General features: G+C 37.4%; 26 protein-coding genes and 2 pseudogenes. 25 read left to right on the forward strand and 3 right to left on the reverse strand.

Translation table 11 applies throughout. The features are described from left to right. The 4 genes from EUBHAL_RS07190 to EUBHAL_RS07205 form a co-directional block, all read left to right on the forward strand. The coding region (locus tag EUBHAL_RS07190) for a type IV secretory system conjugative DNA transfer family protein (protein ID WP_044922464.1) at positions 1–184 on the forward strand (184 nt) is incomplete at its 5' end. A gap of 111 nt (positions 185–295) precedes the next feature. Further along, the gene (locus EUBHAL_RS07195; RefSeq protein ID WP_005347203.1) at positions 296–649 is read left to right on the forward strand and encodes a hypothetical protein; all 354 of its coding nucleotides are present in this window, start codon (positions 296–298) and stop codon (positions 647–649) included. Between the two features lie 220 nt (positions 650–869). Then, entirely contained in the window at positions 870–1,379 is a 510-nt protein-coding gene (locus tag EUBHAL_RS07200; protein WP_005347204.1) for a GNAT family N-acetyltransferase, read from the forward strand. Between the two features lie 305 nt (positions 1,380–1,684). Further along, positions 1,685–3,658, forward strand: a complete 1,974-nt coding sequence (locus EUBHAL_RS07205; protein WP_167534395.1) for a sensor domain-containing diguanylate cyclase — start codon at positions 1,685–1,687, stop codon at positions 3,656–3,658. A 67-nt stretch (positions 3,659–3,725) separates the two neighbouring features. On the opposite strand, the gene EUBHAL_RS07210 is transcribed toward EUBHAL_RS07205, so the two are convergent. Beyond that, positions 3,726–4,163: a MerR family transcriptional regulator gene (locus EUBHAL_RS07210; RefSeq protein WP_005347208.1), complete on the reverse strand. Its 438-nt coding sequence runs from the start codon at positions 4,161–4,163 to the stop codon at positions 3,726–3,728. Positions 4,164–4,282: 119 nt separating this feature from the next. On the opposite strand from EUBHAL_RS07210, the gene EUBHAL_RS07215 reads away from it, so the two are divergent. The 16 genes from EUBHAL_RS07215 to EUBHAL_RS07290 all read left to right on the forward strand — a co-directional run bounded on the left by EUBHAL_RS07215 (position 4,283) and on the right by EUBHAL_RS07290 (position 17,982). Next, positions 4,283–5,281, forward strand: a complete 999-nt coding sequence (locus EUBHAL_RS07215) for an alpha/beta hydrolase (protein WP_044922469.1) — start codon at positions 4,283–4,285, stop codon at positions 5,279–5,281. Between the two features lie 2 nt (positions 5,282–5,283). Further along, positions 5,284–5,874 carry a sugar O-acetyltransferase gene (locus EUBHAL_RS07220; protein ID WP_005347213.1) on the forward strand — a complete coding sequence of 197 codons (591 nt, stop codon included), beginning with the start codon at positions 5,284–5,286 and terminating at the stop codon, positions 5,872–5,874. Between the two features lie 16 nt (positions 5,875–5,890). Further along, entirely contained in the window at positions 5,891–6,295 is a 405-nt protein-coding gene (locus tag EUBHAL_RS07225; RefSeq protein ID WP_005347216.1) for a flavodoxin family protein, read from the forward strand. 330 nt (positions 6,296–6,625) lie between these two features. Further along, positions 6,626–7,198, forward strand: coding sequence for a flavodoxin (locus EUBHAL_RS07230; RefSeq protein WP_005347217.1), 573 nt, complete (start codon positions 6,626–6,628; stop codon positions 7,196–7,198). A gap of 16 nt (positions 7,199–7,214) precedes the next feature. Further along, entirely contained in the window at positions 7,215–7,598 is a 384-nt protein-coding gene (locus EUBHAL_RS07235; RefSeq protein WP_005347219.1) for a MerR family transcriptional regulator, read from the forward strand. Further along, positions 7,580–8,110 (forward strand): flavodoxin, encoded by a 531-nt coding sequence (locus EUBHAL_RS07240; protein ID WP_005347223.1) that lies wholly within the window; start codon positions 7,580–7,582, stop codon positions 8,108–8,110. Before EUBHAL_RS07235 ends, EUBHAL_RS07240 begins: the two co-directional genes overlap by 19 nt. 11 nt (positions 8,111–8,121) lie before the next feature. Further along, the gene (locus tag EUBHAL_RS07245; protein WP_226799606.1) at positions 8,122–8,676 is read left to right on the forward strand and encodes an acyltransferase; all 555 of its coding nucleotides are present in this window, start codon (positions 8,122–8,124) and stop codon (positions 8,674–8,676) included. Positions 8,677–8,680: 4 nt separating this feature from the next. Beyond that, positions 8,681–9,532, forward strand: coding sequence for an aldo/keto reductase (locus EUBHAL_RS07250; protein ID WP_005347228.1), 852 nt, complete (start codon positions 8,681–8,683; stop codon positions 9,530–9,532). A 134-nt stretch (positions 9,533–9,666) separates the two neighbouring features. Next, on the forward strand, positions 9,667–10,644 hold the full coding sequence (gene bsh / locus EUBHAL_RS07255; RefSeq protein ID WP_005347230.1) for a choloylglycine hydrolase: 978 nt from the start codon (positions 9,667–9,669) through the stop codon (positions 10,642–10,644). A 38-nt stretch (positions 10,645–10,682) separates the two neighbouring features. Next, on the forward strand, positions 10,683–11,363 hold the full coding sequence (locus EUBHAL_RS07260) for a GTP pyrophosphokinase (protein WP_005347231.1): 681 nt from the start codon (positions 10,683–10,685) through the stop codon (positions 11,361–11,363). Between the two features lie 35 nt (positions 11,364–11,398). Beyond that, positions 11,399–12,958 carry a cardiolipin synthase gene (gene cls / locus EUBHAL_RS07265; protein ID WP_005347233.1) on the forward strand — a complete coding sequence of 520 codons (1,560 nt, stop codon included), beginning with the start codon at positions 11,399–11,401 and terminating at the stop codon, positions 12,956–12,958. A 198-nt stretch (positions 12,959–13,156) separates the two neighbouring features. Beyond that, the gene (locus EUBHAL_RS07270; protein ID WP_005347235.1) at positions 13,157–14,590 is read left to right on the forward strand and encodes a phospholipase D family protein; all 1,434 of its coding nucleotides are present in this window, start codon (positions 13,157–13,159) and stop codon (positions 14,588–14,590) included. Then, the gene (locus tag EUBHAL_RS07275) at positions 14,569–15,279 is read left to right on the forward strand and encodes a response regulator transcription factor (protein WP_005347237.1); all 711 of its coding nucleotides are present in this window, start codon (positions 14,569–14,571) and stop codon (positions 15,277–15,279) included. The genes EUBHAL_RS07270 and EUBHAL_RS07275 overlap by 22 nt, the downstream gene beginning before the upstream one ends. Next, on the forward strand, positions 15,279–16,322 hold the full coding sequence (locus tag EUBHAL_RS07280) for a HAMP domain-containing sensor histidine kinase (protein WP_005347239.1): 1,044 nt from the start codon (positions 15,279–15,281) through the stop codon (positions 16,320–16,322). Before EUBHAL_RS07275 ends, EUBHAL_RS07280 begins: the two co-directional genes overlap by 1 nt. Positions 16,323–16,355: 33 nt before the next feature. Next, positions 16,356–17,447, forward strand: a complete 1,092-nt coding sequence (locus tag EUBHAL_RS07285; protein WP_005347241.1) for an FUSC family protein — start codon at positions 16,356–16,358, stop codon at positions 17,445–17,447. Beyond that, positions 17,410–17,982 carry a CDP-alcohol phosphatidyltransferase family protein gene (locus EUBHAL_RS07290; RefSeq protein ID WP_005347242.1) on the forward strand — a complete coding sequence of 191 codons (573 nt, stop codon included), beginning with the start codon at positions 17,410–17,412 and terminating at the stop codon, positions 17,980–17,982. Before EUBHAL_RS07285 ends, EUBHAL_RS07290 begins: the two co-directional genes overlap by 38 nt. A 307-nt stretch (positions 17,983–18,289) precedes the next feature. On the opposite strand, the pseudogene EUBHAL_RS17380 reads toward EUBHAL_RS07290, so the two are convergent. Both EUBHAL_RS17380 and EUBHAL_RS14795 read right to left on the reverse strand, forming a co-directional pair. Continuing rightward, positions 18,290–20,033: pseudogene (locus EUBHAL_RS17380) on the reverse strand (IS1182 family transposase). Between the two features lie 159 nt (positions 20,034–20,192). Continuing rightward, positions 20,193–20,729 carry a hypothetical protein gene (locus tag EUBHAL_RS14795; RefSeq protein WP_005347247.1) on the reverse strand — a complete coding sequence of 179 codons (537 nt, stop codon included), beginning with the start codon at positions 20,727–20,729 and terminating at the stop codon, positions 20,193–20,195. Between the two features lie 138 nt (positions 20,730–20,867). Here EUBHAL_RS14795 and EUBHAL_RS07305 point away from each other — a divergent pair, with 138 nt between their 5' ends. The 5 genes and pseudogenes from EUBHAL_RS07305 (at position 20,868) to EUBHAL_RS07325 (ending at position 25,415) form a co-directional block, all read left to right on the forward strand. Then, positions 20,868–22,232: an MATE family efflux transporter gene (locus EUBHAL_RS07305; RefSeq protein WP_005347249.1), complete on the forward strand. Its 1,365-nt coding sequence runs from the start codon at positions 20,868–20,870 to the stop codon at positions 22,230–22,232. 85 nt (positions 22,233–22,317) lie between these two features. After that, positions 22,318–23,148 carry a DUF4866 domain-containing protein gene (locus EUBHAL_RS07310; RefSeq protein WP_005347252.1) on the forward strand — a complete coding sequence of 277 codons (831 nt, stop codon included), beginning with the start codon at positions 22,318–22,320 and terminating at the stop codon, positions 23,146–23,148. Positions 23,149–23,153: 5 nt separating this feature from the next. Continuing rightward, positions 23,154–24,484 (forward strand): annotated as a pseudogene (locus EUBHAL_RS16800) (threonine/serine exporter family protein). A 286-nt stretch (positions 24,485–24,770) separates the two neighbouring features. Continuing rightward, on the forward strand, positions 24,771–25,055 hold the full coding sequence (locus EUBHAL_RS07320; RefSeq protein WP_005347275.1) for an EAL domain-containing protein: 285 nt from the start codon (positions 24,771–24,773) through the stop codon (positions 25,053–25,055). A 174-nt stretch (positions 25,056–25,229) separates the two neighbouring features. Then, positions 25,230–25,415, forward strand: coding sequence for a hypothetical protein (locus EUBHAL_RS07325; protein ID WP_005347279.1), 186 nt, complete (start codon positions 25,230–25,232; stop codon positions 25,413–25,415). Positions 25,416–25,421: the final 6 nt, after the last annotated feature.

A 25,421-nucleotide genomic window follows, 5' to 3' on the forward strand; every position in this document is an offset into this window, starting at 1 on the left:
AATCGACAGCCGTTCCGAAAGCCTGGGACATTCGCAAGGCAGTGGCAATCTGCAGATGAGCAAGGCCGGAATGAAATTAATGACTCCGGGACAGATCAGCCGGATGCCGAAAAACGACTGCATCCTGTTCCTAAAGGGAGAACGCCCCATCTACGATAAGAAAAACTGGCCGTTCAATACATAGGTATTTAAAGAAGCAGAGAAGATAGCCGGACAAAATGGCTATAAAAATCCAGTATATGTTTCCTATGATGAAAGAAATAAAAAATATATCACAACCCGTTTTGAGTCAAGATTGAATTACATTTCAAAAGAAGAGTTTACATTTTTTGAAGAAAAAGCAAAAGAAGATTCCAGTATTCAGACGTTCCAGATAGACGAAGAAGCCTTCCTTTACCTTAACTTCAATGAAACTCCACAGCCAAGCCTGAGAGAACTGGAAAAGATGGTAAAAGAAATACAAGTTGCAGAGGTAAACGAAGAGGAAGAAGAAAAAGAGACAGACCAGCAGCCAGATATGCTACAGGATAGAGGACAATGGGACTTATCAGGAGACATTATTGATTGCTTTAGACGATATTCTAGTGAGCTATCACCAGAAGAACAGGAAGAGATTATAAAAGGCATTGAAGAAGGTATGACTGATTAGGATGTAAAACGATACTTTACACTGGTAGGTGCAGAAAAAATGCGGCAGTATCGGAGAGTGTTGATGGTCGCAAAAATAAGAGATGAGGATAATTAAATATTATTTTTGCATCAGGTATCTATACCTGTTAGGCATAATGCGTGGACTGAATTAAAAAAATATAGTATAATCTGTATTAGAAATAATGTCGTGAAATCGGAATTTTACGGAGTGGACAGAAATGAACTTAGAACTTATTCTAATGTCCGAAAATGACATTGCTGAATTTAAGAAAAATGTACAGTGTGCATTTCAAAAAGGATTTGAAGATGTGTTTGGTAAATGTGAAGAAACGATTCTTCCAGAAAAGGACATAGACCAATCCTTAAATGGTAAAGGTTCAGTAGTATATAAAGCTGTGTTGGATGGAGAAACTGTTGGTGGTGTGATTGTTGCAATCGACACCGAAACGCAACATAATCATCTTGACTTATTATATGTAAAAAGTGGTGTACAAGGAAAAGGTATTGGAAAGTCTATTTGGTATGCGATTGAAAAGTTATATCCTGATACAAAGGTATGGGAAACTTGTACTCCATATTTTGAAAAACGCAACATCCACTTTTATGTGAATATTTGTGGATTTCACATCACAGAGTTTTTCAATGAGAAACATCCTATGCTAGATACACCAGATGATTTTATTGGGGATGGCAATGAGGGAATGTTTGTATTTCAGAAAGAAATGTAAGATTTGAAGTTGCAGAATTGATAAATTTACCTTTCGAAGAAAAAACAGTAATCTTGTATAAGAATAAAAAAACAAGCATTATCCATCAATTCAAATATAAGGTAAAAAAGAGTATCAACCGACGAGGAGAAAAATAGACGAATATTACAAGTCTTGAAATTGCACAGGCAACAATGGATATGTTCTTTTGTTTGTTCTGTCTAATAATATTTGTTTCAATTAAAGCAAATAATCCAAAACAGAAGAGTATGAGGATGTTCGTTCGATTATTTCTTATTGCTACAGTTCTGTTTTTTGGAGAGACTTTGGCATATATTTTTAGAGGTAACCTTGGTCTTTTTAATATTTTAGTAACTAGAATTGCTAATCTTATGGTATTTGCTATGAACATAGCAATGGCAAATACCTATGTTAGGTTTGTTAGTTCTGTTTTTGTTGAAAAAGGTGCTGAAGTAAGTGGCAATAGTGTTAAAATTGCCAATATCTTTTCGTGCATTAATATTTTCATTGTTGTGGTTAATTTGTTTTATCCATGGATGTATTATTTCGATGAGGCAAATTATTATCACAGGAATAATTCCTGGTATGTATATACACTAATATCACTTGTCGTCATATTTATAGGAGCAGGTATGGCGATTAAGTATAGAAAGTATTTGAAAAAACGAAGCTTCATTTCAATGATTCTGTTTTCGTTTATTCCAATAATTGCAACAGTTGTACAGTCCTTTATTTATGGATTTTCTATAACCAATTTAGGACTGGGAATAGGTTCAGTCGTAATGTTTGCTGCATATATGTATGATTGGTCTCATAATGGGGATGAACATACGAATATGATTAATGACAGCAGATTTGGTGCTGTTATTATGTTTATCATAATGCTACTTAGCATGAGTGTTTCCATCATAGCATGTGTGAATGTGATCCAGCAGGTAACTAAGGAAAACTCTGAAATACAGAGCAGAACAATTGCGCAGATGGTTTCAGCAAAGATTGAGAATGAACTTATTAAGCCAATTACTGTTTCTCAGACGATTAGCAGTGATATTGATATAAGAACCTACATAGAGGGGAAAACCAGAGAAGAGGCGGAGAGTGTCAAAGACGATATAACTAATCGTCTGGTATCCATTGGTAATGAATTTGATTATAAAATGGTATTTGTTGTTTCGGATAAAACAAGAGCATATTATACATATAATGGAATAAGTAGGTATCTTGATGTTGAAAATGACAGCCATGATATATGGTATAAGGATTACTTGGATTCAGGGAAAAGATATATAGTTAATGTTGATACTGATGAAGATAATAACGGGAGTCTTTCGGTGTTTATTAATTACGGTATTATTGACACGAATGGAGACATTTTGGGAGCATGTGGTGTCGGAGTTGATATGAATGACCTTGTAGACATACTTGCCAGGTTCGAGGAAGAATACAATATCAAAGTATATTTAGTTAATCATGATGGACTTATACAGGTTGATACGGATGTAAGTTCTATAGGAACAGGCTACTTGGATAATTCATATTTTGGCAATATATCAGATGATGATTTTTATTATCAGTTATCGAAGAATGGCTGTTATATGACCAAGTATCTCGAAGGATTTGATTGGTATATAGTAATAAGAGATAATAATCCTGTTAAATTGGATGAAAATAAAATTATACTTCCAATTGTTTTAATCTTTATTGCAGGCGTATTAATAATGGCAACTTCATTTGTTATTATTAGTATGAGAGAGAAGAAGGCAAAGAATGCATACAACAGAAGATATGAAGCATCTATAAAGGACGAGCTTACAGGCTTATATAATAGACGAGGGTTTGAAGTTGACTGTGAAATAATCAAGAAAAATAATAACTTAATAGAATACGTTCTTATTATGATGGATTTGAACGGTTTAAAAGCAGCTAATGATAATATTAGTCATGAAGCAGGAGATGAGTTAATTATTGGCGCTTCGAAGTGTATGGATAATGCATTCTCAGGTCTTGGAAGGACGTATCGTGTAGGTGGCGATGAGTTTGCTGCATTACTGAGAGGAACGAGAGAAGAAGCACAGGATGCAGTTAAGACATTTGATTATTTAACTGAAAACTTCCAGGGAAATCTTATTTCTGAACTTAGTGTGTCTAAGGGAATAGTTGTTTGTTCAGAACATATAGAACTTAATTTTGAAGAAATTAAGGCAATGGCTGATAAGTTGATGTATGCAGATAAGGATGAATATTATAGACGAACAGGAAAAGATAGAAGGCGAGTTTGATTTATAAATTGATATTTAATCTATGTAAAGAACCCAACAACTTCCAGTTTGATGGAGAAAGCAAAAATCAGTCATGCCCTTTATCATATAGTTTCTGTATATTTTTTGGAAGTTTGTCAGGCAACATGGCATTTATAGCATCTTCGTTACCATCTTTCATTGCTGTTTCGTAATACCAGCACTTGAATTTTAAGAGGGAGAGAGTTTTTTGAAGTTCTTGAATTTCAGTTTCAACAGCTGATTTTCTGGCTTCAAATAATTCTTTCCTTTTTTCATAGCTGGAGCTGCCTTCAGATACCCAGATAAAAAATTGCTTTATATCTTTAATCTCAAGACCGGATTTCTTCAGACATTCAATAATGCGAAGAGCTTCCAATTCATTATCGCTGAAATAACGGATGTTTCCCTTACGTTCCAGATTAGGGAAAAAACCTTCCTTGTCATAATACCTTAAGGTAGAAACAGGAAGACCAAACATTGCAGAAACCTGACCGATTGTATACATAATAAACCTTCTTTCAAAACGTGCTTGACCTAAAGTCAACTTTAGGTTGTATGATGTTTATATCATATACTATTGTTAGTATATTTACAAGAAATTTTGTATATGGAAGGATGATAAATATGTTAAAAACAGAAGAATTACAGCTGGTATCTGAATGGGATAAAACTTTTCTACAGAGTGAAAAAGTAGATCATCAGAAAGTGACATTTATAAATCGTTATGGAATCACACTTGCCGCAGATCTGTATAAGCCGAAAAATACATCTGGGAAATATCCTGCGATTGCCGTAAGCGGACCATTTGGCGCAGTCAAAGAACAGTGTTCCGGATTATATGCGCAGACGATGGCTGAAAAAGGATATCTTACCATTGCATTTGATCCTTCTTTTACGGGGGAAAGTGGAGGCAATCCAAGATTCATGGCTTCTCCGGATATTAATACAGAAGATTTCATGGCTGCTGTTGATTTCCTTTCTGTTCGGGAAGATGTGGATCCAGATAAAATAGGAATCATTGGAATCTGTGGCTGGGGTGGAATGGCTCTTAACGCAGCTGCACTGGATACAAGAATAAAAACAACTGTTGCATCTACCATGTATGATATGACTAGGGTAAATGCGAATGGGTACTTTGATTCTGAGAACAGTGAAGAAGCACGTTATGCGAAGAAACAGTCGCTGAATACCCTCAGGACAGAAGAATACCGCAAAGGCGAATATTCCAGAGGCGGTGGTTGTGTTCCACTTCCGGTACCGGAAGATGCACCTTTCTTCGTAAAAGATTACAGTGAGTATTATAAAGGCAGATGTTATCATAAAAGGAGCCTGAATTCAAATGATGGCTGGAACAGTATTGGATGTATGTCATTTATGAATCAGCCAATATTAAAGTACAGTAATGAAATCAGAAGTGCAGTCCTTATCGTTCATGGAGAAAAAGCACACAGCTATTATTTTGGAAAAGATGCTTATGAAAATATGATCAAGAACAGCAAGTACACATCTAATAAAGAACTGCTGACAATTCCGGGAGCTGTTCATACAGATCTATACGATAATCCGGATGTGATCCCATTTGACAAAATTCAGAAATTTTTTAAAGAAAACGGAGTTGGTTAATTATGACGTGTGAAGAATATTTGAGTAATATGAAGCCCGGATATATCGTAGATGGTGGAAGTGAAGAACATCTGGTTATGCATGAGCTGTCTCAAAGGGCATTAAAGATAACGATGGAGCTGAATAACAAATATCATACAAAAGAAGAAATTATACAGCTTATGTCGGAACTTACCGGACAAAAAATAGATGAAAGTTTTGGAATGTTTCCTCCGTTTTATACAGACTGCGGGCGAAATATCCATATAGGTAAAAATGTTTTTATTAATGCAGGATGTAAGTTTCAGGATCAGGGTGGTATTTATATAGAGGATGGAGTCCTGATTGGACATAATGCAGTATTGGCAACGATCAATCATATGGAAGATCCCGAGAAAAGAGCAGGTATGATATTTCAGCCGATTCACATCGAAAAAAAAGTGTGGCTTGGAGCAAATGTAACGGTTCTTCCGGGGGTTACGATTGGTGAAGGTTCGGTCATTGCAGCCGGAGCAGTTGTAACAAAAGATGTTCCAGCCAATATAATTGCGGCAGGAGTGCCTGCGAAAGTTATACGGAAGGTTAAAAAAGACACTGAAAAAGGAGAAATTTAATCATGGCAAAAAAGTATTGATCATATCGACAAGTCTTCGAGGAGGCAGCAATTCTGATATACTTGCAAATGAGTGTGCAAAGGGAGCAAAAGAAGTCGGGCATGATGTGGAACTTCTTTCTTTGAAAGGAAAAGATATCAAATATTGTATCGGTTGTCTATCCTGTCAGAGGAATGGGATGTGTGTACTGAAGGATGATGTTGCAGATATTATGGCAAAAGTAAAGGATGCGGAGGTTATTGTCTATGCAACACCAATTTATTACTATGAGATGTGTGGCCAGATGAAAACACTTCTTGATAGATTGAATCCTTTATATTCGACAGATTATTCATTCAGAGATATTTATATGATTGCAACTGCCGCTGAGAATGATGAAAGTGCATTTGAAAAAGCTACAATGGTCTGCAAGGCTGGGTAGACTGTTTTGAAAAGGCTTCCTTGAAAGGCATGGTCGGTGGCGGTGGAATTGATGCCGCAAATATAGCTGCAAGCCATGTTGATGTGATGAAAAAAGCATATGAACTTGGAAAGAAATTATGAGTTTGAAAAGAGTACTGTTATTTAGTCTGTGTATATTAGTTTTATCTGGGCTTGTAGGATGTAGAGAAACAGAAATTACCGTCAAATCGGAATTGTGCGCCCAGATAAGGGCGAGTAGTCTAGCAGGTGGAATGCCTGTCTGGTAAGGTCTAACCAACCGCCAGTAGCGAGTCTTGGGTCTTCCACAGTCTGCGTCATACCAGCGTTTATGAAGAAAAAATCAAAAGCTCTTGACTTGGAGTTAACTTCAAGTAGTATACTAATCGAAACAGGAGGTAAAAAGATGAAGAAATTACTGATTATATATTATTCATGGTCAAATGGAAACACGGAAAGAATTGCAAAAATGCTGCAGAGTGAGACTGATAGCGATATTCTAAAAATAGATACCGTAGTTCCATATTCTGGCAGTTATGATGATGTGGTAAATCAGGGACAGAATGAAGTGCAGCGCGGATACGAACCTGAAATTAAACCGCTGGATATCAATATTGCAGATTATGATGTCATCGCAGTTGGGACACCTACATGGTGGTACACAATGGCTCCGGCTGTAAAAACATTTCTGCACCAACAGGATTTTACCGGAAAGACAGTAGTACCTTTTATGACAAATGGTGGCTGGCCAGGGCATGTAATAAAGGATATGAAAGCAGCCTGCAAAGGCGCAAATGTGGTTTGCGATATGCAGATACAGTTTGATTCTACAGGTGGAAGTAATCTGGAGACACCTCAGGAACAAATTAATGAATGGATACAGAGTGTGAAAAATCTTCTTTAAATTGTGGAGGAAGAATATGACAATAAAAGAAGTGTCAGAAAAATATGGTATTTCACAGGATACCCTCCGTTATTATGAGAGGGTTAATGTGATTCCTAAAGTTACAAGAACATCCGGAGGAATTCGGAATTACCAGGAAGAAGATCTTAGATGGGTTGAGCTTGCAGTATGTATGAGAAATGCAGGACTTCCTATAGAAAGTCTGATTGAATATCAAAGGCTATTTAGGGCGGGAGATTCTACAATACCTGCGAGACTTGAGTTGTTGAATGAGCAGATGGATATTCTTCAGAAGCAAAAAGAGCAGATAGAGGAAACTATGGACAGGCTTTCTTATAAGATATCACGGTATGAAGAAGCAGTAAAAACAGGAAAACTGGTATGGACAAAGGAGGAATAGTACAAATGGCAAAGCTGGTAGCATTTTATTCAAGAGCAGATGAAAATTATTTTGGCGGTTCCATGAAATATATTCAGATTGGCAATACTGAGAAAGCTGCAAAAATGATAGCTGATATGACAGGAGCAGACCTTTTCAAAATCGAGCAAAAGATTCCCTATGCCGCTGATTATAATACCTGCATTGCACAGGCAAAAGAGGATAAACAGACAGGAAAACGACCAGAGATACTAAATCTGCCACAGGACATAGATCAATATGACGAAATTTATCTTGGATACCCGAATTACTGGGGAACCATGCCAATGGCTGTATATACTTTTCTGGAAAGTTATGATTTTACAGGAAAGAAAATTCATCCATTCTGTACGCATGAAGGAAGCGGATTGTCAAATACGGAGAGTGATATTAAAAAAAGTGCAAAAGGTGCAGTGATTGAGAAAGGCATTGCGATACATGGAAGCAGCGTAGATCAAGCGAAAGATGTACTTGAAAGATGGATACAGAAATAGAGGTTAGAAAAATGGAATGCAAGGAAATACGTGTTGATGTAAGAACTGCGTCAATAAAAGAAAGTACAGAAGGGCAACGTCAGACAAAAATATTATTTCAGATTAATCATACAATGCCTTTTACTGATGAATATAATCATTTATTAAAGGAATTGTTTGGAAATAACCTAGGAGATGGGAGTATGATATCCCCACCGCTTAATGGAGCATGTGTTGGAAGCGTAAAGATTGGCAGGAATGTATTTATCAATTCTAATCTTCTTGCAATGGCAAGAGGTGGAATAACGATTGAAGACAATGCTATGATTGCTGCAAATGTACAGCTTATTTCCAATAATCATGATCCATATGATTTGTGTACTCTGACTTGTAAGCCTGTTCTGATAAGAGAATATGCCTGGGTAGGAGCTGGAGCTACGATACTTCCGGGAGTATGTATCGGAAGACACGCAATTGTGGGAGCTGGATCTGTAGTGACAAAGGATGTACCGGATTATGCAGTAGCAGTTGGAAATCCGGCAAAAGTAATAAAAATGCTTGATAAAGAAAAATTTCAGGAGGACTAAAAAGATGGAAAATATGAAGTTGAATAACAATTTGGAATGTCCAATGCTTGGACTAGGAACTTTTATGTTATCACCAGCGGATGCCTACACAAGTACATTAGAGGCATTAAAAATGGGATATTCCCTAATTGATACAGCAAATGCTTATGTAAATGAGCGTGCAGTTGGAAGAGCAATCAAGGATAGTGGAATTGACAGAAAAAATATATTTCTATCAACAAAAATATGGGCTAGTGAATATGAAAATGAGAATACTGTAGAAGAAACTCTAGAAAGACTTGGTGTTGATTATGTGGATTTACTTTATATACACCAGCCTGCAGGCAACTGGCTTGCCGGATACAGAATGCTTGAAAAAGCGTATAGAGAGGGCAAAGCAAAATCCATTGGTATCTCGAATTTTGAAGGAAAATATATGGAAGAGTTGGAAACAAAGTGGGAAATTGTACCTCAGTTTATTCAGGTGGAAGCACATCCATATTTCACACAGAAAGAACTTCGTGTAACTTTAGACAAATATGGAATTAAGCTTATGAGCTGGTATCCGCTGGGACATGGAGATACAGCATTAATGAATGAGTTGGTATTTGCAGGACTTGGCAAAAAATATGGAAAAACACCTGCACAGGTTATTCTCCGTTGGCATACTCAGATGGGATTTGTTGTAATTCCTGGAAGTAAAAATGCAGAACACATTAAGGACAATATGGATATCTTTGATTTTGCATTAACAGATGAAGAAATGGAACAGATTGCAAAGCTGGACAAGAATGAAAGATATTATCACCGCACGGATGAACAGCTTGTACAGTTTGCAAACTGGAAACCAGAGTTTGAAAAACTGATGGAGAAATAATCTAGGAAAATAGTTTAAAGTTTACATGTTATGATCATGTATGAAGTTGGAACAAAATAAAAGATTGTGCTATACTATTGTTCAAGAAAAAAACTCATTGACATATTTCAATCTATTTAGGAGGATAAACGATCATGTGTACAGCAGCAACTTATAAAACAAAAGATTTTTACTTTGGACGAACCCTCGATTATGAATTCTCTTATGGTGATCAGATAGTAATTACACCACGTAATTATGCGTTTAATTTTCGCCATGTTGGCGATATGAAAAATCATTATGCAATTATTGGAATGGCTCATGTTGCAGAGGATTATCCTTTGTATTATGATGCTATGAATGAAAAAGGAGTGGCAATGGCAGGACTGAATTTTGTCGGAAATGCTGTTTATGCCGCGATTAAGCCAGATGTGGAAAATATTGCACAGTTTGAATTTATTCCGTGGATTTTAAGTCAGTGTTCTTCTTTAGTTGAAGTTCGCGAGCTTCTTGAACGAATTAATATTGTTAATACTCCTTTCAGCGAGCAATTACCATTAGCACAATTACACTGGATCATTTCTGATGAGAATGAGTCAATTACGGTAGAATCTATGTCAGATGGTTTGCATATTTATGACAATCCAGTAGGAGTGCTTACGAATAATCCGCCATTTCCACAGCAGATGTTTCAACTAAATAATTATATGTATTTATCTCCTAAACAGCCCAGAAATACTTTCTGCGAAAATTTGGCTCTTGATGCATATAGTAGAGGTATGGGAGGATTAGGTCTTCCGGGAGATCTCTCATCTTCCTCACGCTTTGTACGTGTAGCTTTTACAAAGGTAAATGCAATTTCAGGTGAATCAGAGGAAGAAAGCGTTAGCCAATTCTTCCACATTCTCGGATCTGTGGATCAGCAACGAGGATGTTGCGAAGTAGCGGATGGAAAATATGAAATCACATTGTATACGTCGTGTTGTAATGTTACAAAAGGTATTTATTATTACAATACTTATGAAAACCATCAGATCAGTGCAGTAGATATGCATGTAGAAAATCTGGATAGTGATAAAATGATTTGTTATCCAGTAATTCAAGGAGAACGAATCAACTATCAAAATAAATAATGTTTTGAAATCAGGGATGAGGTAGAAAGGAAAGTTCCATGACAAAAGATGAAGTAAAAAAACTCAGGATGAACAGTCCGGAATCACTACAGTTTTTAAATAATGCTACAAAATTTTATAATTTAATGATGATGTATCGTTGTGCTATACGGGAGATACAAACTAAACTTGAGGTTTTGGATGATGAATTTTCAGTTGAGAACAATCGAAATCCTATTTCTTTTATAAAAACAAGAATTAAGAAGCCCAATAGTATTTACGATAAACTGCAGAAGATGGGATATGAATTTACAACAGAAAATATACAGACATATCTCAATGATGTAGCAGGCGTTCGAATAGTTTGTGCGTTTATTGACGATATTTATATGATATCAGATTTGATTACCCAACAGGATGATATTAAAGTTATTGAAATAAAAGATTATATAAAAAATCCAAAATCGAATGGTTATCGAAGCTATCATATGATTGTTGAAATACCAGTATTTTTTGCTAAGGGTAAAACACCTATGCGTGTAGAATTACAGATTCGAACCAATGGTATGGATTTCTGGGCAACATTGGAACATCAACTTCGCTATAAAAAAGGAATTGAAGAAATGCCTGGCTATGATGAGATAAGTGAAGAATTACTTCATTCTGCAAGAGCTATCATTGAAGCAGATAATGAAATGCAGAGAATAAAAGACAAAATTGGTATGTTTCATGAAATTTAGGCAGAAAACTGAGCAAGTAGGAAGGTGGAATATATATGAAGCAAGATACTTTAGAGGGCAAAGCAAAAACAAAAAATGGGGTAAAACGGCTGTGTTTTTCCATAGTCTGCATTCTTCTGGAAGTGATTTTTATTATTACTATCGTAACACGCTTGAATGAATATGCAGAAATCATAAATTTATTTACAAGGATTTTGAGTGGAATCTTGGTTTTGGGATTGTACGCATCAGATAAGACCTCTTCTATGAAAATGCCTTGGGTCATCTTAATTCTAATCTTCCCAATTATGGGTGTAGGCCTGTATTTGTTGATTGGTTTGAATGGTGGCACACATAAAATGCGTGAGCGATATGCAGAAATTGATAGCAAATTGTTACCAATGCTTCCGGACAGTCAGGAGTGTTTGAGCAGAATAAAAGAAACAATTCCGAAAGCAGGAAATATAGCAAGTTACATACAAAGAAATTCGCAGTATCCAATCTATCAGAATACGGATATTGTGTATTTTGATGAAGCAGTGAAAGGATTAGAGGCACAGATTAAGGATTTGGAGAAAGCACAGAAGTTTATCTTTATGGAATATCATGCGATAGAAGACGCTGAAGCATGGCATAAGATTCAAGATGTTCTGGAAGAGCGAGTAAAAGCAGGTGTGGAAGTTAGAGTATTCTACGATGATATGGGTTCTATAGGCTTTATTAACACAGATTTTGTGAAAAAGATGGAGGCAATAGGAATTCATTGCCGTGTATTCAATCCGTTTATGCCAGGTTTAAATCTGTTTTTGAACAATCGTGATCATAGAAAAATAACAGTTATTGATGGAAAAGTCGGATTTACAGGTGGATATAATCTAGCAAACGAATATTTTAATTACACACACCCGTATGGACAGTGGAAAGATACAGGTATTCGTTTAGAAGGAGATGCTGTTCAGTCGCTTACGGTGACATTTTTGGAAATGTGGAATGCAGTAAGTGCTAAGGCTGCTAATGATTCTGATTTTAGTAAATACCTTTTCCACTATGATTATGCGGCACAGCAAACTGGGTTTGTTCAACCTTATGCAGACAGCCCTATGGATAATGAGCAGGTAGGAGAAGAAGTTTATATCAGTATGATAAATAAAGCTGAAAAATATTGTTGGTTTATGACTCCATATCTAATCATAACAGATGAAATGACGCATGCGTTATGTCTGGCTGCTAAGCGAGGGGTAGACGTAAGAATTATCACACCTGGTATCCCTGATAAAAAATTCATTTATAATATAACGCGTTCTTTTTATCATGGATTAGTTAAACATGGTGTTCGTGTTTATGAGTGGACTCCTGGTTTCTGTCATGCAAAAATGAGTGTGGCAGATGACTGTATGGCAACTTGTGGAACAATTAATTTGGATTATCGAAGTTTATATCACCATTTTGAAAACGGCTGTTTTATGGCAGATTGTCAGGCAGTTGTGGAAATAAAAAATGATCTGATAAGAACGATGGGAGAATGTCGTGATGTGACAGACCAATATCAAACCGGACGAAGTGCATATTTGCGACTAGGACAATTATTTATGAGATTATTTGCTGGATTGCTATAAGAATCTGATGAAACGACCTTTCAAAAAACAGTTGATTTAGAAGTTAACTGTTTTTGAAAGGCCGTTTTTGCTATATCTAACAGTTTGTTGTACAAAGAAGATTTTGCATGGATGAAAAAAACAAACCTTGTTGAGGTTAAATTGAGGTTGACTTTGTATTGTATAAGTATGAAATAAAAAGGAATCAGGTGATGTACAATGAAAAAGCATAAAATATGTAAAATCCTTCTTGTTATACTGGCAATTTTTTTATGTGTGGCTTTTTATGAATTGCTCGGAATCTGCGTTGCATATAAAAAGCAGCCGGAAGTGTCCAATACAACCAAAAAAGAAACAAAAAATGGGTCATGGAACGAATGCAGTGAAAATACAGAACGGGCAGTAATCATAGAAAAGAATCCAGAAGCGCTTTTACAAAGAGTGCGTTTGATCAAGAATGCAAAAAAGGAAATTATTCTTTCTACTTTTGCATTTCAATCCGATGAAAGTGGAAAATTGATTTTAGGAGCACTGCATGATGCGGCAGACAGAGGTGTACATATTCGTCTGTTAGTAGATGGAATGGAGAGCTGGATTGATATGGAAGGAAATCCGTATTTCTATGGATTATCTTCCCATGAGAATGTTGAAATTAAACTGTATAATAAGGCCAATCCGTTGAAACCGTGGAAAATGATGGGTAGAATGCATGATAAATATTTGATTGCAGATGGAAAGAGATATATTCTTGGGGGAAGAAATACATACAATTATTTCCTGGGTGATTTTCCGGGACATAAGAACTATGACAGAGACGTGTTAGTGGTTTGCGATGAACCTGAGAAAGAAAATTCAGTTAACCAGTTGTCAGAGTATTTTGAAACCATATGGAATCAGGAAGACAGTGGTTATTTTCATAACAATAAAAAACTGGCAAATAGAAAATCTGTAAAGAACGCAGTTTTAGAGCTGCAGAACAGCTATCAGAAATATTTTGAAGAGAATAAGGAAAGAATCTGCGAGACCAATTATACGGACGAAACTTTTGAGACAGAAAAGATTACATTAGTGTCAAATCCTATTCACACAGGTTCCAAAGAACCAGTAGTGTGGTATCAGTTGGGAGAATTGATGAAAAATGCAAAAAATCGTGTGAAGATCCACACGCCATATATTATCTGTAATGATATGATGTATAATACATGGGAGGGGATTGCAGAGAACGTTTCAGATTTTTCTATCATGACAAATTCAGTTGCGAATAATGGGAATCCATTTGGGGCTGCCGATTATGCGAAAAACAGAAATAGAATCTTAAGTACAGGAATTAATATCTGGGAATATGAAGGCGGTTATTCATACCACGGAAAAAGTATTCTGATTGACGATGATCTGTCTGTAATCGGTTCCTTTAATATGGACATGAGAAGTGCATATCTGGATACGGAACTGATGATTGTAATTCGCAGTAAAGATATTAATAAACAGTTGGAAGAGGGCATGATGGAATATGAAAAAGTGTCCCGCCAGATATTAGAAGGCGGAACTTATAATGATCCATATCATGTAGAGCCAATCGAATTAACAAAGAAACGTCAGAGAAAAATATTTTTGGTACAGCATCTGCTTGGATGGGCAAGGTATCTGTTTTAATAAGGAGGAAGGAAAACGTGTTTCAAATATTGATTGTAGAAGATGATAAAGAATTAAGCCAGCTATTCCAAAAAGTGCTTGAGAAGAATGGATATCAAGTCAAAAGTGCATCGGATGGAGCACAGGCATTAGAAGTATTGGATAAGGAATATATTGATCTGATCATTTCTGATATTATGATGCCGGTTATGGATGGTTATGAACTGGTGTCGGAACTCCGTTCAGCAGGATATCAGATACCGGTACTTATGATCACTGCGAAAGGTTCCTTTGATGATATGCGCCAGGGATTTCTTTCGGGAAGTGACGATTATATGGTAAAACCGGTAAATGTGAATGAAATGGTTTTAAGAGTCGGAGCACTGCTTCGCCGTGCACAGATACTGAATGAACACAAAATTGTGATCGGTTCAACAGAGTTTGATTATGATGCAATGACGGTTACAACTGATAAGGAAAGTCTTGTTTTGCCTAAAAAAGAATTCCTGCTTTTATATAAGCTTGCAGCTTCGCCAGGCAGAACATTTACAAAACAACAGTTGATGGATGAAGTATGGGGATACGAGACGGAGGCAGACCCACATACGATAGAGGTACATATAGGAAGAATCAGGGAGCGTTTGAAAGATAACCCTGATTTTGAAATCGTAACAATGCGTGGAATTGGATACAAGGTGGTGAAAAAATAATGGAACAAAAGAAAGAAAAAGGATTGAGGATCCGATCCTGTCTGACTGGTGCGATCTGGCTGGCACTTGTATTTTCAACAGTCATATCTGCTTTATTATTTGCTTTTTTGAATCATTTTTTTAATCTGCCGGGCAGCATACCTGTGCTTGGCTGGCTTTTGATTTTCAATACATTGATTGCAGGGCTGATCACTTCCTTTATCAATGCAAAGTTACTGGAACCAATTACCAGACTTAGTAAAGCAATGAAGGAAGTTTCTCAGGGAGATTTTGAACAGCATTTGGAAACGAACAGCCGTATAGCAGAAGTTGGAGAATCTTATCAAAGTTTTAACGTTATGACAAAAGAACTTCGTGCAACAGAGGTGCTGCAGATGGATTTTGTATCTAATGTTTCTCATGAGTTTAAGACCCCGATTAATGCCATTGAAGGATATACAATGCTGCTTCAGGGAGAAGAACTGTCTCCGGATCAAGAGGAATATGTAGAAAAAATCTTATTTAACACCCAAAGACTTTCCGGATTGGTTGGTAATATTTTGCTGTTATCCAAGTTAGAGAATCAGAATATACCAATGAAAAAAACAGAATATCGTCTGGATGAACAGATCCGCCAGGCATTTCTTTCATTGGAAACAAAATGGACAGAAAAAGAAATTGGTTTTCAGGTAGAATTGGAGGAAGTTAAATATACTGGGAATGAAGGACTTTTTATGCATATCTGGATAAATCTTTTGGATAATGCGATTAAGTTCAGCCCTTCAAAGGGGACAATTACGATGTTTCTGAAACAAGAACAGGATTCTGTTAAGTTCATTCTGGAAGATGAAGGACCAGGAATAGAGGATGATGTAAAATCCAGAATATTTGACAAGTTCTATCAGGTAGATGGATCTCATAAAGCAGAAGGAAATGGCCTAGGTCTTGCACTTGTAAAACGGATTGTAGATAGTGCCGGAGGAACAATCAAAGCAGAAAACCGTGAATATGGTGGATGCAGATTTGTTATAGAGCTGCCAAAGCAGAAAGATGAGATTATATAGTTTTAAGATAAATTAGAAGATGGGAGGATTTATATGACATTTTATCAGGAGTTGCAGTTAAATCAGGCAGGTTCTAAAAACCTGTTGAAAAAGAGTGAAACACTAAAAGAAAAATTATATCATATGTGGGTATATCTGGTGAAAATAGCTGTTACAATGGCATTTTGTTTTTTCTTTGTTAGTATTTTCAGCATCCTATTTGGAAATGAGAACAGCATTGTAGGTGTAGTAGTCTTATTATGTCTCATGGTGTTTAGAAATGCGGATCTGGGGATCCACACCGGACAATCTACGATGCTTTTGGCTTTGTTCTTTGTAATTATGACTGTATGTCCGCATTTAGCAAATCAGTTTTCACCGGTATTGGGAATGCTGTTAAATATTGCGGCACTGGCTGTGTTGATTCTGTTCGGATGCCATAATCCATTCATGTTTAATCAATCTACATTGGTTCTTGGGTATCTGCTGCTATATGGTTATGATGTTACGGGAAAAAGCTATCAGATGCGATTAGTCGGAATGGCTTTAGGTGCAGCACTTACCTGCTTCGTATTTTATCGAAATCATAAAAACAGAACTTATAAAAGAAATCTGAAAGATCTGATACAAGAATTTGATATCACTTCTTCCAGAACAAAATGGCAGATATGTCAGATTTTATGCGTACCGATTGTCCTTTGCATTGCAGAACTTTGTAATATGCCACGTGCAATGTGGGCTGGTATTGCGGCTATGTCCGCGATTTTACCGTTTATGGAAGATATGCACTACAGAGTCCGTAAAAGGATTGTCGGAAATATTGCAGGTGTTATATGTTTTACAGTATTATATTTTCTGCTTCCTTCGTCAATCTATGCATATATAGGAATTCTTGGTGGAATCGGTGTAGGATTTTCAGCACAATATGGCTGGCAGGCAGTATTTAACACATTTGGTGCTTTAGCCATTGCTGCAGAGACTTATGGACTACAAGGAGCGGTTAGTCTTAGAGTGATTCAAAATGTTTTTGGTGTTGTGTTTGCTTTAGCATTTTGTGTTATATTTTATTGGTTTATGTCTAAAAAAAAGGAAAGTGAGGTGACCGTACATGCAGAGGGAAGTGAATCAGGAAGAAAATTTGAATAGAATTATTACGGTTCCTAATCTTCTTTCTTTTTTTCGGCTTTGTCTGATTCCGGTAATTATATGGAGTTATTGTGTAAAGAAAAATCCTCTGTTAGCTGGTGAAATCTTATTGCTGTCTGGTCTTACGGATCTTGCTGATGGATATATCGCAAGAAGATTCCATAGGATTAGTAATTTAGGAAAAATACTTGATCCGGTGGCTGATAAGCTGACACAGGCAGCGATGTTAATCTGTCTGTTTACTCGTTTTCCGCATATGCTTCTTTTAATCGTAATAATGGCAGGTAAGGAGCTGTATATGGTAGTCAGTGGATGTCTTGTGATACGAAAGACAGGAAAAGTACATGGTGCAGACTGGCATGGAAAGATAGTAACCTTTTTATTATATGGAACTGCAGCGGTGCATATTATATGGTTCCACATTACACCGATGGTATCAGATCTGTTGATTGGTTTGTGCGCTATAATGATGGTCATATCGGTCGCTCTGTATATTATCCAGAATACCAGGACTCTTAAGGGAGAGACTGTATAAGCAATTTTATATTGCAATGACTAGAAAAATATTTAGGAGAAGATAGATATAAACAGTAAGTCAAACACACAAACTATGGAGTCTTTAGTCGGTTTAATAAAATCTTAGATAGAAAATAAATCATTATAAAAAGGAGCTGTCGGTAAATAACGTTTTTTAGAGCTGACAGCACCAAACAAAAATATCTTGAACAAGTTACAGAGCTTTCTGGCTCTGCAACTTGTTCAGGATATTTTTATTTTGATAAATACTTTCTGTTTTTGGCCGCAAAAAATCCTTGTTTGGATTTTTTCAGCCGCATTTTTTTCTAGGCAGTTTTTCCTTCAAATTTTCTCAGTTTTTCGTGTAAAAAACGATGATATTTATTTATATTTCTTCCAATAGCATACAGCATGAATTCTTTATATACCTTATCTGCCGAACGGTAATTAAAACGCCGGAAGTTCTCATTTTCCTTGATATCTCCAAAATGTCCTTCCGTCTGAATGGAACGTGTCTGGCGTTTCAGGATTCCGCGTTCACTCTGGATATTGGCATGCGATCTTTCTTTCAGTTCCTCCCATTGTTCATTGATCTTCATGACTTTGTTCTTTTCGGCATCTTTTTCCGCATCATACTTATACAGACAACGCGCTTTATGTTCACATCCGCTGCAGTCTGCACAACCATATACCTCAAAGGTCTGTGTATATCCATCCTGCTCTTTGCTCTCTGTCCTGAGATGCCGCAGTTCACGTCCGTCATGGCAGATATAGAACTGTTCATCTTCAAAGATCCCTGTCCTCATGTTGTAATATTTACTGATATCTTCTGAATAAGCGCGTGTTTTTCGCTTTTCATGATCCTGCAGTTTTATATAACTGGATATTTCATTCCGTTTTAAATAAAGCAGATTTTTTTCACTACAGTACCCGCTGTCCGCAGTTACTTCTTCCAGAATACTCCCGAAAGCATTCTTATGTTTTTCAAGGACCGGGATCAGGGTATTATAATCGGTGCGGTCGCTGCTTACATATCCATGTACGATAAAATAATTCTCTACCGCGATCTGAACATTATATGCTGGCTTTAACTGTCCGTTCAGCATGTAATCTTCTTTCATACGCATAAAAGTCGCTTCCAGATCTGTTTTGGAATAACTGTTTCTGTCTTTTCCCATGATCTCAAAGCATTCTTTATATTCCATCAGTCGTTTTCCGCATTGTTCCAGTTCCTCATGCAGCTTGTTGAAGTGCAGGTTTTCTTTTTCCTTTTCCGTAAACAAATTCGATTCCCTCGTTGTCTGCGATCAGCGTGAGATTGTTCTGGAGTTTCCGTATTTCAAGCGGTGAACAGTTATCGATCTCTATAATACGGTTATTTGAAAGCTTTTTATGTTTTACAAGCTTTCGTTTTCTGTTCTTTTCGATTACTTCCCGAACTTTATCCATCCCTTCGATCACAAACATCTGTGCATTTCCCAGCTCGTACTTTGTTCCATAATCATTCTCCTGCAAAAAAGAATTATATTTTTCAAAAAGCTGGTCGATAGAGTCCAGAAGTCCTGCCAGATGGTAATTGATGCTTCCGCGCCATACAAAAGTATAACGGTTTGCATTTGCCTCTATCTTTGTACCGTCAATAAAAAGTTCTTTTAATGTGACTAGCCCTTCTTTCTGCAGCCGCCGCATAAACTGGTAATTCAGGTCATCCAGGACATCAGATGTCAGCTTCCTGTTTTTAAAGTCATAAAAAGCATCACGTTTCGGTTTTTGTCCGCGCGTCAGCCAGATAAAAGCAAGGTCTCTTTCACACAGATCAACAATACGGTCAACAGAACGTATTCCACGCATATTTGCATAGGTAACTACAGCATACATCATAATTGGGTTGTACCCGGTTCTTCCCTTATCTGAACAATTGGCTAACAAGCCAGAAAAATCTAATTCCTCCATCACTTTTTTCAGGGTATAGACTGGATCGTCGTCAGGTAAACTCAATTCGAAGAAACTAAAGTTAATTTTCTGTTGCCCAAACTCAAAAAAATCGTTATAATAATTAGTTGTTAGCATAGTTACATTATAACATGTAACGGAGAGAAAGATGGTTGTCGTTAGCCATCTTTTTTTCTTTTTTCAGATAAATTCAGGGAGGGTATGACTCGTTGTGAGTCATACCCTCCCTGCTTTGGAACTATCTATTTCCCGACAGCCCCTTTGTTGGCGTCAAAATCACTGCCAGTTGTTATCTGTATAAACGTTTGTGCCGGTATAGTCACCGGTGTCAGCATAATCCGACGGGAATGTTTCTTCCTCTGTAGGATAATCAAACTCTGTATCATCTTCCGTTCCATCGCCACTGTCGCTGGTATCTGTATCCGAAGTATCGTAATCGCTGGAAGAATCATCTTCGATCACATTATCCTCTGTATTATCAGTTGTGCTGTCGTCATAAGAAGGATCGTAAGTAGTATCGCCTGAAGAATCAGAGTCAGAAGTATCTGTACTGGTATCATCAGAGCCGGAATCATCGTAACTGTTATCTTCATAGTCATAATTGCTGTCTTCTGTATAGACAGTGAAGCCAGCATCTTCGGCTTCGCTCTGAGCCTGTGCTTCAGCATCAGCAGCAGTCTCCGGAGCTTCTTTGAAAGTCTTTCGTGCTTTGGCTACAGTGGTATCCTTGGGAACTACAGCGGTGATCATAAGCATGGCACAACAAAACAGTGCGGTAACCCCGGCAATTCTTAATTCATCTTTGTATCTCATAATAATAAATCCTCTTTTTTATTAAATGTAGTTTGATTTTTTATAAGTATAACATGTTCTGAGAGAAATTTGTATTTTGAATTATAAAAAAAGGTGTTATACTAAAATAGATGGATAAGATTTAATGGAGTGAGGAAAATGAAAAATAATAAATACGAAATTGATATGTGCAATGGAACGTTGATGGACAAACTGATATCCTTTTCATTGCCATTAATGTTGTCTGGAATCCTGCAGCTTCTATTTAATGCAGTAGACATCATTGTGGTGGGAAGATTTACCGGAAGACAGGCATTGGCAGCAGTTGGTTCTACCACAGCGCTGATCAATATTTTTACCAATCTGTTTATTGGGATCTCTCTGGGTGCGAACGTTCTGGCAGCACGTTTTTATGCTTCTGGCAAAGAGAAAGAAATGTCAGAGACAGTACATACATCTATTACCCTGGCACTGATCAGTGGACTTGTTATGGCACTGGCAGGAGTATTGCTTGCAAGATTCGCACTGAATCTTATGGGAACTCCGAATGATGTAATTGACCAGTCTGTTCTTTATATGAGGATTTATTTTCTGGGAATGCCTTTCTTTATGCTTTATAACTATGGAGCTGCCATATTAAGGGCAGTAGGGGATACCAAAAGACCATTGTTTTTCCTGGTGATCTCAGGTATGACCAATGCAGTTCTGAACCTTGTACTGGTTATTGTGTTTCATATGGGAGTGGCAGGTGTAGCCATAGGAACTATTGTGTCTCAGCTGATCTCCAGTATTCTGGTGCTTCGCTGTCTCTACACTTCCAATACCAGTTACCGGCTGTATTTTTCAAAATTAGGAATCAAAACACAGTATCTGAAGCAGATCTTCCAGGTAGGAATACCGGCAGGTATCCAGAGTACAGTGATCAACCTGTCCAATGCCCTTTTGCAGTCTTCTGTAAACTCTTTTGGTTCTGTGGCAATGGCAGGATATACTGCTGCCAATAATATTTTTGGCTTTCTCTATATGTCTGTCAATGCAGTCACCCAGTCCTGTATGAGTTTCACCAGTCAGAACTATGGAGTAAAGAAACTGAAAAGAATGGACAGAGTACTTCTGGACTGTATGATCCTTTCTGTCGGTGTGACACTGACCCTTGGCTGTGGAGCGTATTTCTTTGGACCGGAACTTCTGAAGATCTACACCAGTGATGCAGATGTAATCCGCTGTGGCGTGGAAGTCCTTGCCTTTACTACAGTACCATATTTCTGTTGTGGTATTATGGATCTGCTCCCGGGAGCCCTCCGGGGAATGGGATATTCCGGAGTACCTATGATTCTTTCGATTATCGGTACCGTAGGAACCAGGATTGTGTGGATTTTCGGACTTTTCCCTGCACACAGGTCTTTGAGTTTCCTGTTTATTTCCTATCCGGTATCCTGGATCCTTACGATCCTCATGCAGGCAGTGTGCTTCTGCTTCGTAAGAAAACATGTGCATCAGTCAGTGAACCGGGATCTGGCATAAGCTTTTGTTATATTTAATATACAAGAGATGAAATTTACATTTTATAACGATGCTTTTATAATAGGGCACAAAAGGAGGCTTTATTATGAGCACGATTTTTCCAAGGGAAGAAAAAGCAGAACAGATATTTGATGAGATTCTCAAAAACCCTCATGCATGCGAACGTTTAAAAGATACGTTTTTTGAAGCAATTCCATCAGCGGAAGAAAGTGAAGGTGCAGGAACAGACATTCCGGGAACTGTTTTTGCGGCAGCTCTATTTACTGCATACGAAAATAAAGATCTGTCTGCATTTATGATGGCAGTCTGCAACAGCAGTGTATTTGATCTTCTGCGAAATTCGTTTCTAATTTCGATACGTTTTAATGATAAAGGTGTGGAAAATCCCATATTTCTTACGGACGAAAATGGAGATCTGTTGTCTGGGTCACATCAGCATGCCTGTGCGAAAAAATACAAAATGTTTCATAAGCTGTATGAACAGCAGGATGAGATACCGGATTATCATATGTACATGACGGACGGATTTCGGGAAAAACATGGTTATAATGAGAAGGGGGAGATTGAGACATTCAGAATTTCAGAACACACAGGAATTCTTATGCTTTTTGAATTTCCGGAATCTGTTACACTGGAGATTAACGAAGAGAGATCTTATGCCATTATATGGAAATATCTGATGAAATTACAGGAACAGCTGCCCCGGGCATTAATGTATTATGGAAGACGTGATGAGAACGGAGTTGAAAAAAACACCAGCAAACTTGTAATTTTTCTTCCGTTCTGCCATTTTGAACATGAAATGGAAAAAACAGTTGAGCTTGCCAACGGTATCGGTCTTGGATGTCGTGAGGCAATCCTGGCAGAAATAAAGGCTCTGAAAAATGATCCTAAAAACAAAACAGCCGGGGTGTGAATAAAATGCAGCAATTAATAAGAAAAAACCATATGGATATATCTTGGCATGAATATACAGATGAAGATGGCGCCAATGTTCCTGTTACGCAGGCAAGTCTTACAGAAAAGGCATCCATTATTGGACGAGTTGGGATTATGTTACTTTCCTGTGGAACTGGTGCCTGGCGGGTCAGAAGTTCTATGAATACACTTGCTGAAATTATGGGAATTACCTGTACAGCAGATATAGGTCTGATGTCCATAGAGTATACCTGTTTTGATGGTCAGGATGGCTTTTCCCAATCTCTTTGTCTGACCAATACAGGAGTAAATACATCAAAATTAAATCGGCTGGAGCATTTTATCCAGGAATTTGAAGTTGACGGAAAAGATATGTCAGGTGAGGAATTACATGTACTGCTTGATAACATAGAAAAAATTCATGGACTGTACTCACCGATTGCACTTGGTTTTGCGGCTGCTCTGGCCTGCGGCGGATTTACTTTCCTGCTTGGTGGAGGCCCCATTGAAATGTTCTGCGCTTTTATAGGTGCAGGAATTGGAAATTTTCTTCGTTGTAAACTGAGTAAACATCATTTTACTTTATTTTTGTGTATTGTGTCTTCTGTATCACTTGCATGTCTTGTTTATGCGGGACTTCTCAAAATTGGTGAGATGCTGTTTGGGATTTCCATCCAGCACGAGGCAGGGTATATCTGTGCGATGTTGTTTATTATCCTGGGTTTTCCATTTATTACCAGTGGAATTGACCTTGCCAAATTGGATATGCGGTCCGGGACAGAGCGACTGATGTATGCATTGATTGTGATTTTGGTAGCAACCATGGCGGCCTGGCTTATGGCATTAATCCTTCATTTGTAGCCAGTTGATTTCCTGAAAATATCTTTACCAGTTGGAGCTTGGATTTTACTTCGTCTTATTACAAGTTTTTGTGGGGTATTTGGATTTTCAATTATGTTTAACAGCCCGGTCCGGCTGGCTGCAACAGCAGCAGGAATAGGTGCCATTGCAAATACTCTTCGACTGGAGATGGTTGATATGACTGCCATACCGCCTGCAGGAGCTGCTTTTGTAGGTGCACTGACAGCAGGAATCCTGGCATCGCTGATTAAAAGTAAAGTAGGATATCCAAGAATTTCCCTGACAGAGTTCCATCTATTGTGATAATGGTTCCGGGTATGTATCTTTACAGAGGGTTTTATAATCTGGGAATCATGTCCCTAGGTCCGGCAGCGTCCTGGTTTGCATCAGCGATACTGATTATTGCCGCATTGCCGCTGGGACTGATATTTGCAAGGATACTGACAGATGAAACATTTCGGTACTGTACATAAACAAAAACAGGTCTGATTGCTCAAATAAACAGATGGATTATAAAAAGGTACTGAAAACCTCCTGATGGTGGTTTCCGGTACCTTTTTTGTCAGAGAGAAAAATAGAATAACAGGATATACAACAGTTGCTTTTTTAACGTAAAATGTTTTAATGGGATCTGCTCCATTGAAATCTTAAACTTTTTTAATATTGCTGAACAAAAGTGTGCGTATTTTTGTATTACTTCGGATCAGGATTCTACATACGATATGCTTGCTACACTGTTTTGGATCCGGGTATTCTTCAATGGAAAGCATAAGCAGACTGCCATTTAGTGTTCTCAAGATAGATAAGTGTCTGATCAATCACGTATGTGAGACGAGAGTGAAAATTCTTGTGGATCATATAATAAAATTATCAAAAGCCCTAAATATGAGGGTACTTGCTGAAGGTGTTGAAACAACAGAACAACTGGATGTATTACGAAAAATCAAGTGCGATGAGATACAGGGATTTTATTATGCACGACCAATGCCAGAAGCTCAGTTTATAGAATATGTAAGAAAAAGCGATAACCACAAGAAACTCTAGCAAAGAAACACCGAAAAGACGACATACAAAAAAGTAAAAGTAGATAAGAGGTTTTACGGAAAATTGAAACTGTTTGTTAAGATAAGATATCCATAACAAGTCTATGTTGTCCGTTATCATTTCAATGAAATGTCATGTGAGTAACAAATCTGGAGTTGACGAGGAGGTGATTTTATGAAAAAATTTATGCCCATTATCTATGTTATAGCATTCGTTATTGGTATTATCTTCATCGTAACAGCAGATACAGGATTGATTACAAGTTATTATCCTGCTTTGATTGCAGGCATAATCATTAGCTGCTTTGCGAGAGTGTTCCTTGCTATCTACTTATATGTTTGGCATAAGCAATCTAAGTGAGTTATG

It is taken from the genome of Anaerobutyricum hallii DSM 3353 (assembly GCF_000173975.1).
GTDB classification, from domain to species: Bacteria; Bacillota; Clostridia; order Lachnospirales; family Lachnospiraceae; genus Anaerobutyricum; species Anaerobutyricum hallii.